This window comes from Micromonospora sp. KC213, assembly GCF_004348325.1.
GTDB lineage: Bacteria > Actinomycetota > Actinomycetes > Mycobacteriales > Micromonosporaceae > Micromonospora.
Window position 1 is genome coordinate 1 of record NZ_SMKF01000189.1, and the last position, 10,659, is coordinate 10,659.

Sequence of the window (10,659 nt, forward strand, 5' to 3'; positions counted from 1 at the left end):
GGCCATTCACGGGCCGTCGTTCGGGTCGCGGTCCCACGCCAGCACCCACCCCGGGCCAGCCTCAGCAGGTCGCCGAGCGACCAGAGCCCGCGCAGTCCAGACAGGACCGCCGGGCCAGGGAATGCGTCTGCTCCGACCCACGCCCCATCCCCCGGATGGCGGTACGGGCGCGGGTGTACTTCCAGCCCGCGCCGGAGCAGGATTGGCAGTTGGTCGATACGTTCAGCCCCGTCATGCAGACAGGTTGTGGCACGAACCGCCCGGCGACCCGGAAAATCTTTCCGGGGTTGCGGCCGACCGAGGGGAGACAGTGAACCGGTGCGCGGGATAACCAACACCCTGACCATCGGCGAACGCGTCGCCTGGTACCGCCGTCGACGCGGCCTGTCTCAGGAAGCTCTGGCCGGACTCATCGGCCGTACCGCCGACTGGCTTGGCAAGGTAGAGAACAACCGGATCGAGCTGGACCGGCTCTCTGTCATCAAATCCCTGGCCGAGGTCTTGGACGTGGCCCTCGGCGACCTGCTCGGCGAACCCTCGCTGCTGGACTGGACCGGTGACAGCGGCACCAGGACGGTGCCCGCGTTGCGCGCCGCTCTGATGAACTACCGCGTCATCGCCCCGTTGGGCGCCACCGCCGACGTGCCGCCGCCGACTGTCGCCCTGCTCAGGAAGAAAGTCGGCGAGCTCTGGGACGCCTACCAGGACTCCCGATTCGGGTACGTCACCGGCCGCCTGCCGGACCTGCTGCACCGCGCCCAGGCCGCCGCCGACCATCACGACGGCGACGACCAGGACCAGGCCCGCCGGCTACTCGGCCTGACGTACCAACTCGCCGCAACCCAGCTCACCAAACTCGGGGAAAGCGACCTCGCCTGGATCGCCGCCGACCGCGGCCTGGCCGCCGTCCGCCCCACCGGCGACCCGCTCGTCACCGGCTCCCTGTTCCGCTCCGTCGGCCACGCCCTGCACGCCACCGGCCGCTACACCGAAGCCGTACGCCTCACCGAAGACGCCGCCGGCTACCTTGAGCCCCACCTCAAGCACGCCACACCAGCACTACTCTCCGTCTACGGAACCCTGTTCCTGTCCGGCTCGATGGCCGCCGCCCGATCCAACGACGCCGCCACCACCCGCGCCTTCCTCGACGCCGCCGACCGCGCCGCCGGCCAGCTCGGAGCCGACGCCAACCACCTCTGGACCGCATTCGGCCCGACCAACGTCGCCATCCACCGAGTGGCAACTGCCGCCGAACTGGGAGACCTGCAAGTCGCCGTCGACCTCGGGCCGCGCGTCGACACCGCCGGCCTGCCGATGGAACGCCGGGTCCGGCACGCCCTCGAAGTCGCCCGCGCCTACAGCTCCTGGAACCGCCTCGACGACGCCCAGGCCATGCTGCTCGACGCCGAACAGATGGCACCCGAACAGGTCCGCCACCACTTCCTCAGCCGCCAACTCGCCCTGACCTGGGTACGCCGGCAGCGCGGCAAGCCGTCGGCCGAGCTGGTCGGCCTGGCCCGCCGGCTCAAGGTGCTCGACTGATCCCATCCCATCTACGCTGCCCTGGTGACGGCCAACGAGATGCCACCCATGGCAACCCCACGCGTCGCCGCAGGCGCCCTCTTCTTCGACAACGAAGGCCGCGTGCTCCTCGTACGCCCCAGCTACAAGGACCACTGGGACATCCCCGGCGGCTACGTCGAACCCGGCGAGTCACCCCGAGCCGCATGCGCACGTGAGGTCCAGGAGGAACTTGGCCTCGCAGCCACGCTCGGACCGATGCTGGTCGTTGATTGGGCACCGGCCGAACACGAGGGCGACAAGCTCCTCTTCATCTTCGACGGCGGATCACTCGGAGCCAAGCAGGAGCGCGACATCCGTTTCGCGGACGGTGAACTCACCGAGTGGCGCTACGTGCGCGCCGAGTCCTTGGAGCAGCACGGCCCGCCCCGGCTCGCCCGCAGGATCCGCACTGCGATTGCAGCGCGCAGTAACGGCGTCTCCGCCTACGCCGAACACGGCAGCGCAATCTAGAGCAAAGTTTCCATACACGATCAGAGCGGCCCGCGTCGCGGGCCGCTCGCGCCGCCGCACCTGGGCCGGGCCGATAGCCCAGCCACGCCTCTGGCCTTCGGCCGCCAGCGCGTCGGTGTTAGCCCGCAGGCGGCGCGACATACGACGAAGCCCGGGCCACCATGATTGCTGGCAGGTCCGGGGCTTCAAGTTGTTTGCGCAAGGGCAGCGCCTCCGGCGGGGGTCGTCGGGCGCTCCGGGATGGCCAGGAGGGGCAGGCAGCGGGCAAGCTGGCAGCCGATTGAGGTAGCCGACGAAAATTCTTATCCGGCGCAACACGACGTGGAGCGGCCACAAGGGGCCTCGGAGTTTAAATCAGGTTGATTAATAGTGATCCTGCATCTTTTGTGCTCTCCATAGAAAGTACATGCTCGACATGTTGATCTGCTTGCGCTCCTTGAGATATTCGGAAATTTGCGCAACGGGCAGGGTGGAGGCAACGGCTGCACCAAGTAGGGCTGCAGCCCATGGCGCAGTAACGGCCGATGCAACCGCCGTAGTTACACTTCCAATTGTTAGCATCGTCCCAGACCCCAGCGCGAGGGATCGTCTGTTCACGGAAATCCGCCGCTCTAGATCAGCGAGCGCTGGTTTGAGCTGTTCTTGCCAGGCAGTCTCAGCGATCCTTTGGGGCGAAACGTCCGGCATTCTTTCCATTGTGGTCGAGATAGCTTCTCGTAGGGCGGAGCGGAATGCCTCGAAATCGGCAGAGTGGCGCTCCCGGAGTCGAACGACTTCGGCAGTCTTGAGGTTACTCAGGATGGGAAGCGTTAGGTGCGCGGCAACTTCTTCAATTGTTCTCGGTCCTTCGCCACCGCGCTCGGTCTCGAAGTATCCCGGAACTGTCTCGAAGTATCCTGGAACGGCCAGGGACGCCATAGGCAGACCCATCATTCTAGCTGCTGCTCCGTCGAACACCATAGACATCAAATCGCGTTTGATAATATCATTCGCAACGGTGGCTTGTGAGGGGGGTTTCTCTTGTTCATATCGTTTTCCGATCGAGCCCAGGAAGACGGGCCTAGTGATGTAGCCATACCATGCGCCCGGATCCACCTTCTCGACGGACACTAAGCCCTTACGTGTTAACCTTTGGGCCATATCGGCAATCATCGAAGGTTCAGTAAATTCCGTCAAACCCAGAGCATCCGCATGCTCCTTAAAATGACGGTCACAGAAGCATCCGGGCTTGTTGGCGAAAACTACATGCTTCGTGATTTCCGATTGGCGTAAATATTGGAGGCACGCGACGTCCCGGGCGACCGTGAGCCGCGTCATTGGATACCGTTGCCGATCGGCGAGTTGCTCTGCGTAGCGCCGATAGGACCGGGGATCGGGACCCTGCATGACTACATAATCGAAATAGTGGAGTAAAGAACCTAAGTCGCTGTCGAGGGTGGGTTTGCGACATCTAAGGGTCCCGCAAATTCCTGGTTGGCCAAGTTCAATTCCGGTTCCTGCGACGACGGTGCCAACCAGGGGTACAGTCGAATAATCTATAAACATGCTTTCCGAGGATATTGTGTGGAGTCGATCGACTGCACGTGGGTCCTTGAGGCGATCCCAGACCGTTTCCTTATCGAATGCCTCAAACTCATCCATCCACTGATAGAGCCAGTGGCGTCCTGCTCGGGGGGAGGAGTGAAGCATGCTTGGCCTTTCTGTTGATTTTGAATCAACGATTTTAGTTGTTCAACCTCGTCGGGTGGGTCACTGTCATGAACGCGACACTTCTACCCACGCGCGCGCCGGGTGGTCGACCGCTCGCCCGCCTCTGGGCGTGACGCCCAAGATCAGCGACGGTGGTACAGCAGCGAAGCACAGCAATCGACGAAACTGAGCGATTACCACAGTGGCCATCACCAGGCTGTCGACCAGCGGTGCGACTCGAACTAGACCGCACTGCCCATCTCTGGGGTCAAGGGGCAGCGAGGACCAAGTTTTAGCCCGTCGCTAGGCGTTTAACGGCCGCTCCAAGCCCAAGGGTTGCCGAAACACTCTCAATAGGATCAAGGCGCCGCGCAAGCGCGGCGCACTGGGCGCGCTCGCGGCGCGCTGCTGGCGGCCTCCGGCCGGCATCGCGCGCCGCGGCCCGCCGCACCAGACGACGGCTGTCCCAGTGCCCGAAGCCGGCAGCTGTGTGGTGCCGCTACCGTGATGCCCGTGACGACCTACGAGGCGGGCACAATGGTCATGGACATCCTGCTCGTCAGCGCCGCTGTTGCCCTGGTCGGGTGCGCCGCCTGGGTGGTCATCCACAGCCGACGCGTGTCAACGGTTCGGCTGTTCGGACGGGCTATGTATCACCCCCGGTTGTGGGCCGCAGGGGCTGCGTGCATGGGCTTCTATGCTCTCCTGGGGCTAGGAAACCTCACGGAAGTTACGCCCAGCACTTGGCGCACTCCGAGCCGGTGGATCGGCGCTGTGCTGTTACTGGCCGCGTTGGCCCTGATGGTTACCCACTGGGTCCTTGAACATCGCGCCAGGCGCCGGCATGGTCGTGAGCAGCAGATCGAGCCGTGACGAGCGCCAGCGGGGCCGGCCGCCGTCGATGTCGGGGCGCTCGGCTGCCGCGCCGCTTCGCGGCTTGCCACCGGGCGTGTGGGTCCGGCCGGCTGCTGACCGTCAGCACCAGTCACCGCCGTTCGGCCACGGCGGTGAAGCTATGAGATGTCGAACAGGCGTAGGCCGTCGTACTCGGCGAAGTCGGCGTAGTCCTTGCCGTTGAAGGTCGCCAGCGGCAGCCGGTCGACCAGGCAGCAGGCCGCGATCCAGGAGTCATTCGTCGGCCGGGGACGCCCCCGATGCTGCGCCCGCGCCTGGAGCTGGCCCCAGGTTGTCGCCACCGCCTCATCGAAGGGCAGCAGCACCACGCCGGATCGCCACTGCGCGAGGTCAGCCAGCTTGCGCGGCCCCCAGCTCCGCAGCACGGTCCACTTGGTCAGCTCCCCGAGCGTGACGAACGTGATGCACAGGGTCTTACCTGCCAGCCGGGCACGAAGCCGGTCATGCAACCGACCCCTCAGGATCGCCGACGCGACGTCGGTGTCCAGGACGACCAGGCTCACGCGGCGCTGGCCCGCCGAGAGGCGTACAGGTCGGCGAGGAAGTCGTCCAACTCTTCGTCGGACTCGAACAGGTCCGGCCGGGCCAGGTCGTCAACGGAGGCGACCGGCCGCACACCCTGCCGGCGGGCCAACTCCTCCGCCGGCACGTGCTCAGCGGTCGGCCACTCGGGCATCCGCTCGGCGTTGCTCGACATCACGACCCACCTCCTCCATCACACACCGCCACTCATTGTCGCACGGTCAGCACCGGCATCACCGTCACTCAGGCGCGGAGAGCCGGTGGCACGGCAAGCCGCCCCCGGCCCGAGAGGCCGGGGGCGGTAAGCCGCACACCGCCGGACAGCCGCACGCCCACCGCGCAGCCGTGCCAGCCACGTGCCAGTAGCCGGTGTCCCAGGCAGTCAGCAGCGGTCATGATCGGGCACCACGGCAGCCCCGCTGACCAGGCGTTCCGGGCAGATCACGACAGCCGAGAACGATCTTCCAAACTGACGCTCACACTGGACTACCTGTACGGGACGTACTGGATGCTGCGGGACCAACGCCGCCAGAAAGGTAGTGGCAGGCAACCGGCCGGCGCTTCGCCTCCGATCTCGGTCTTCACGGATCCATCGGCGAGTGTGACCGAGATTGCCGAGCGACCCGGAGCGAACACCTCCCGAACCCTGCCGGCGATCACGGAGCGAGCGATGTCTTCGAGCATGGCGACGTCTTCGGGGCTGGCTTCCAGTTCCCATCGGCCGCCGTAGTCGCCGACCTGCAGGATGAGTTGTTCGGAGAATCCGTCCATCCGAAGGCGCGAGCATGGGGGTTACGCGGTGTGACGCTAACCGACATCCCGCCCTGGATGCCGTCGATCTCCACACTCGCCACCCCTTCCAACTCCTTTGCCAGATGCCTCGCGATTCTCAGAGTTGGTGTCCGGGGCGGCTGGTCGGTGTCGGGTTCGTTTTGGCCGTGCTCATCGGTCACGCCGTCAGTCTGCCAAGCCACGAGGCGGATCCAGCAGTACTGAGCTTCGTCGTGCGGATGCGGTCGGCGCGCTTGCGGCCCGTCTCCGCCCGTCCTCGGGCGCCGCGCAGCGCCTGACATGGAAGTCAGCGAATCGTCAGCGAACGCCGTCAAGCGTGATTCGACTCGATCATGCTCGACGGCACGACCGATGCGTCTGACCACGCGGTACGGCACTTGATCACGCTTCCAAATTGACGTTCTGTACCTTGCCGAGATGAGCGAGAACACCTTCGTGATCCCTGCTGTGTCACGGTCAGAGGTCGTCCGACTTCTCGACGAACTGGCGGTAGCGGGCCATGGCCGCTGGTCTACAGACACTCGGCTGTTCATCTGGCTGATGGATGAGGCGAGCGGCCTGTACCAGGACTGGGAGCCGGAGGACATCGCGAACCTTGAGCAGGCGGTCGGTCGGCGGCCTGAGTGGGCCGTGCAGATCAACTACCGACTTTCTCGCCGGACGGATCTGGCGGCGCTGGCTGTCGCCCTCTTGGAGGATGGTGGTGTTGCGGTCGACGACTTCTGCTCCCACGTGTGGACGGCTGCCGAGATCGAGACTGACACCGTGATCAGCGGTGGCCGGTTCGGCGAAGGTCCTGTCCGCTGAGTGGGCATCGGTGCCCTGTGTGCGCGCTGCGGACCGTTCTGCGGGCGCCTCCGGCCGTCCTCGGACGCCCGCAGCCGTCATCCGGTAGTCAGCGAACGCCGTGTGGCGGCTGCGCCTGTGCCGAGCGGAACCGGTCGTGCACGGCGCTGGACAGGTAGGTCCTGACCGGGCTGGTCGCGCGGACGCCAGGAAGCTCGCGCGTACCAGGATCCGTGCCTGCGGACCCGGCGGCCGGACCGGCCGGGTTTGTAGCAGGTCGGTCCGGCGATCGAGGTTCGTCCAGGGTGCTTGCCCGACACCGGCACGACCTTGGGTGAACCATCCGGCTGTCTGCCGCCGCACCGCTTTCCGCTTCGGCCGCCCTCGCGCGGACAGCCCACCTCCGTCGGGATACCTCACCACCCCGGCCTGCGCCTTCGCGTCTCGCGGATCACGCCGACACGCCGACACGCCGACACGCCGACACGCCGAACCACAGTGGACAAACCTTAGCCTTTTCAACATTTGAATTGGGTACGCGGCGCGGAGTGCCGTGCGCATAAAATTTTCAGCATCCTGTCCCTCCTTTGAGGAGTCCTCAGTGGTCTTTCAATTGTCGCGGCGGTCGATGCTGGCCGCCAGCGGTGCCGTGGTCGCCGCCGGCACCACCGTTGCCGCCGCCGGGCCCGCCGTCGCCGCGCACGCCGATTCCACCGCTCCCACGCCGACGCAGGCCCTTCGCCGCCTCCTGTACGGCAATGAGCTGTTCGCCAGTGGGCACGGCCGACACCCGCACCAGAGCCTGGAGGACGTGCGTCGGCTGGCTGCCGGGCAGCACCCGTTCGCCAATATTCTCGGTTGCGCGGATTCCCGGGTGCCCCCGGAGGTGATCTTCGACCAAGGGCTGGGTGACCTGTTCGACAACCGGGTGGCCGGGAACGTCGTCGACGACCTGTTGCTGGGCAGCATCGAGTTCGGCGTCGAGGAGCTCGGCACCCCGCTGATCGTCGTTCTCGGGCACGAACGGTGCGGGGCGATCACGGCAACCATCAACGCGATCCGCACCGGGGCGCCCGTGCCCGGTCACATCGCCGCCGTCGTCGATGCCCTGCGCCCGGTGGTGGAGCCGGTGCTCAGCCAGCCCGGCGACCCGGTGGAGAACGGCGTTCAGGCGAACGTCCGGGCGCAGGTGCGGGCGCTGGTCGACCGCAGCCACATCATTGCCGAGCGGGTGCACGCGGGCACGCTGCAGGTGGTGGGCGCTCGGTACGACCTGGACACCGCCCGCGTCACGCTCGTGCGCTGAAAGTCGTCGGTTCCCGCGTACCTGCGCGGTCCCCAACCGCCCACGCTGATCGGTTGGGGGCCGCGCGACGCCGGGAGACCGGCGGTCCACCCGCAGGTTGGGGTGCACGGTGACCTGAAGGCTGTCGTGGCTGAGCCGGAGCGCCGTCATCAACGCACGAGCCACCTGGGGTCGACACAGCACGGCGGTGCTGTCCGCGTACTGATCCACAGCACCGACCGGCGGCAAGCTCGGGATCGTCGATACCGGCCAGCAGAACGGCAGCGAACCGTCCAGCGTCGATGACCTGATACGGCCGGACGAGGTACCGGCGCCGGGTGGCGTCGACCGGCGAAGCGATGCCCAACCGGTTCTGCCAGTCGGCGGCCTGCTCGTATGCGGAGCACAGCGCCGCCTGCCGTGCGGCGCCGTTGCCGGCGTTCAGCGCCTCATCGCAGGCAGCGGCGATGCCCGCCGTCTCCGGCAGCGAGCCGCGCCGCCGCGTATGCCGAAAGAAGCTACCCCAGCGGTGCCCGTTCAACCGGAATCAGTCAGGGGTCGTAGGGGATGCCGGCTTCAGACGCTTTCGCTCGACAGCGCTTGTCGCCGTGACCACACTCAGCGGCGGCACGTCCTTCGCGACCACAGCGCCCGCGCCGACCACGGAGCCGTGACCGATCGTGACTCCGGGGGTGACCGTAGCCGCGGCGCCGATCCACACATCGTCCTCGATCACGATGGGTGCGTGGGTGATGAAGTCGTACCGTTCGTCGAGCTCGACGGGGTGTCCGGCCGTGCTGAGAGTCACTCGGGGACCGATCAGGACGCGGTCACCGATCGCGATGCCGCCGTAGTCGAGGAAGAAGCATCCCTGATTGATGAATACGCGCTCACCGAACGATGCTCCGAGCCCGTAGTCGCAGTAGAACGGGGGCAGGATGGACAGGGAGTCGGGGATCGGTTGACCGAAGATCTCGGTGAGCACCGTCCTGCGTGCGTCGTGGTCGTCAAACGGCAGCCCGTTGAGGCGCGAGGTCAGGTTCATGACGAGCTGTACGCGGTCCGCGAAGGCTCGTGACTCGGGCGTCCGTGCTCGTAGGCGTTGCTCGTTGCGCACAAGGTGATGCTGGCACGGCGAGTCAGGGGCCCGGTGACGACGCACCGCCAGGGAGCGAACTTCGTGATCATTCCGTCTGGTCAGATGTCCGGAATCACCTTGCCAGGCCGGCCTCTGGGCTCCTGATCGTCAGGCGACGGCATCGGCACCATGCGCTGCTCCTGCTGCCGGATTTCGGCCCGACACCGATGCGCGCCCGGATGCCAGATCTCCTCGAAGGGGCCCATCACCTCGACACCGACACCTCGGCGGCAAGCACGCGATCCCAGCCACACAAGCCGGCTGGCGATGGCAGCCACACATCCAGCCAGTACGAGGAACGCCAGAACCTCGAACACCGGATTAGGCTACGCCGGCATCGCTTACGGCGAATGTCGATCGGGTCACCTGAGTGGCCGAGGCAGCGCGAGGACCGATGCGAGTCGGTTCTGAACCTCAACCGACGGCCCCCGGAATGCTGGCGGCAGGGACAGCGTGCCCACTTCCGTACCGCTCACTCTGCATCTTTACTGCAGGGTCGATGTGTTGGTCACTGACCCGGCGGCGCTGACCGATCGCGCTGTCGCGGAGTTGCGGGCGGCGGACATCGACTGGTCGACCGAGGACGACGACCTGGACGGCGAGCGCCGAGCTGCGTAGCGACCTGGCCGCGTCGTTGGCGGCGGTGGCAGACATCAGCCGCGTGCTGGAGGGCGTACCGGGGGTTGAGTTTCGCGACGGCCGATGTGTGGCCGCACCCGGGCCACCTCCGAGCCTTTCGATTCCGACGATCGGTGAACGCGTACCGCGTGGCTGCCCGCGGTCGTGCGCGACGGCACGACCGCGGGCAGCCACGCGGTACGACGCTGACTCCGCTAGCGGATTACCGCCTTGCTGGTCTCCCGGGCGGGAAGGAAGCAGACCAACGCCCGGCCGTGCCGGTCGGTGACCACCCAGGGGTGCCCCACGAACGTCTGCTGCCGGTACGACTGGCCGGGCCACAATCCCTTGTAGAACTTCCGCTGGCCGTTGTGGTCGAGCCAGAAGACCGCGACGGGTATCTGGGTGGAGTTGACGAACTCGACGTAGGTCGAAGCTCCACCGTTGCTCGACCGTAGCGACGGCTCCTTGGCCGGGGACAACGCTGGGAGCTCGTTCATCCGCGGTGGTTCCGGCTTCGGGGCCGGCGGTTTCGGCGGACGCGGCTTGGCGGCCGGCGAGCTGGGCCGAGTGGTTGGCGCCGGTCGGTTCGGCTGCTGCCCGGGTGGCGCCGCCTGGGTCGGAGACGGCGCTGTGGCTCGGGTGGACAGCGATGCCGGTGCCGGCGAGAAGGTGGCGTCCTCGGTCGCGCTGACCGGATCGGGGGTGGGGTCCTGGCTGAGGCCGCCGGTCGCCGGGACGAACGCGTTTGCGCCCTGACCGGGTCGGGGTTCGCTGGACCAGAGCGGGGCGAGTGCGAACACCAGCGTGGCGACCACGCCGACCGCGAGGCAGCCGAGCACCAGCGTGCGGGTGGGGCCGTCGGAGGAGGTGGGGGCTG

General features: G+C 66.7%; 12 protein-coding genes. 5 read left to right on the plus strand and 7 right to left on the minus strand.

Annotated features, from left to right (window positions below; translation table 11 throughout):
- Window positions 1-318: 318 nt before the first annotated feature.
- Together E1166_RS32585 and E1166_RS26235 are read left to right on the plus strand one after the other, a co-directional pair.
- Window positions 319-1,542, plus strand: a complete 1,224-nt coding sequence (locus E1166_RS32585) for a helix-turn-helix transcriptional regulator (protein WP_207914537.1) — start codon at window positions 319-321, stop codon at window positions 1,540-1,542.
- A 24-nt stretch (window positions 1,543-1,566) separates the two neighbouring features.
- Window positions 1,567-2,034, plus strand: a complete 468-nt coding sequence (locus E1166_RS26235) for an NUDIX hydrolase (protein WP_243710521.1) — start codon at window positions 1,567-1,569, stop codon at window positions 2,032-2,034.
- A 363-nt stretch (window positions 2,035-2,397) separates the two neighbouring features.
- On the opposite strand, the gene E1166_RS26240 is transcribed toward E1166_RS26235, so the two are convergent.
- The gene (locus tag E1166_RS26240) at window positions 2,398-3,675 is read right to left on the minus strand and encodes a hypothetical protein (RefSeq protein WP_132342624.1); all 1,278 of its coding nucleotides are present in this window, start codon (window positions 3,673-3,675) and stop codon (window positions 2,398-2,400) included.
- Window positions 3,676-4,230: 555 nt separating this feature from the next.
- On the opposite strand from E1166_RS26240, the gene E1166_RS26245 reads away from it, so the two are divergent.
- The gene (locus tag E1166_RS26245; protein WP_243710522.1) at window positions 4,231-4,596 is read left to right on the plus strand and encodes a hypothetical protein; all 366 of its coding nucleotides are present in this window, start codon (window positions 4,231-4,233) and stop codon (window positions 4,594-4,596) included.
- Between the two features lie 140 nt (window positions 4,597-4,736).
- Here E1166_RS26245 and E1166_RS26250 read toward each other — a convergent pair whose 3' ends face one another.
- The 3 genes from E1166_RS26250 to E1166_RS26260 form a co-directional block, all read right to left on the minus strand.
- On the minus strand, window positions 4,737-5,141 hold the full coding sequence (locus E1166_RS26250) for a type II toxin-antitoxin system VapC family toxin (RefSeq protein WP_132342626.1): 405 nt from the start codon (window positions 5,139-5,141) through the stop codon (window positions 4,737-4,739).
- The gene (locus E1166_RS26255) at window positions 5,138-5,335 is read right to left on the minus strand and encodes a hypothetical protein (protein ID WP_093411300.1); all 198 of its coding nucleotides are present in this window, start codon (window positions 5,333-5,335) and stop codon (window positions 5,138-5,140) included. Before E1166_RS26255 ends, E1166_RS26250 begins: the two co-directional genes overlap by 4 nt.
- A gap of 311 nt (window positions 5,336-5,646) precedes the next feature.
- Window positions 5,647-5,931, minus strand: a complete 285-nt coding sequence (locus E1166_RS26260; protein ID WP_132338256.1) for a hypothetical protein — start codon at window positions 5,929-5,931, stop codon at window positions 5,647-5,649.
- A 438-nt stretch (window positions 5,932-6,369) separates the two neighbouring features.
- On the opposite strand from E1166_RS26260, the gene E1166_RS26265 reads away from it, so the two are divergent.
- Both E1166_RS26265 and E1166_RS26275 read left to right on the plus strand, forming a co-directional pair.
- Window positions 6,370-6,759, plus strand: a complete 390-nt coding sequence (locus tag E1166_RS26265; RefSeq protein WP_132342627.1) for a hypothetical protein — start codon at window positions 6,370-6,372, stop codon at window positions 6,757-6,759.
- Window positions 6,760-7,339: 580 nt separating this feature from the next.
- Window positions 7,340-8,044: a carbonic anhydrase gene (locus tag E1166_RS26275; RefSeq protein WP_243710523.1), complete on the plus strand. Its 705-nt coding sequence runs from the start codon at window positions 7,340-7,342 to the stop codon at window positions 8,042-8,044.
- 526 nt (window positions 8,045-8,570) lie between these two features.
- On the opposite strand, the gene E1166_RS26280 is transcribed toward E1166_RS26275, so the two are convergent.
- The 3 genes from E1166_RS26280 to E1166_RS26295 form a co-directional block, all read right to left on the minus strand.
- Window positions 8,571-9,068, minus strand: coding sequence for a sugar O-acetyltransferase (locus E1166_RS26280; protein ID WP_132342628.1), 498 nt, complete (start codon window positions 9,066-9,068; stop codon window positions 8,571-8,573).
- A gap of 152 nt (window positions 9,069-9,220) precedes the next feature.
- Window positions 9,221-9,478 carry a hypothetical protein gene (locus tag E1166_RS26285; protein ID WP_207914541.1) on the minus strand — a complete coding sequence of 86 codons (258 nt, stop codon included), beginning with the start codon at window positions 9,476-9,478 and terminating at the stop codon, window positions 9,221-9,223.
- Window positions 9,479-9,994: 516 nt separating this feature from the next.
- On the minus strand, window positions 9,995-10,659 hold a 665-nt coding region (locus E1166_RS26295; protein ID WP_132342629.1), incomplete at its 5' end, for a hypothetical protein.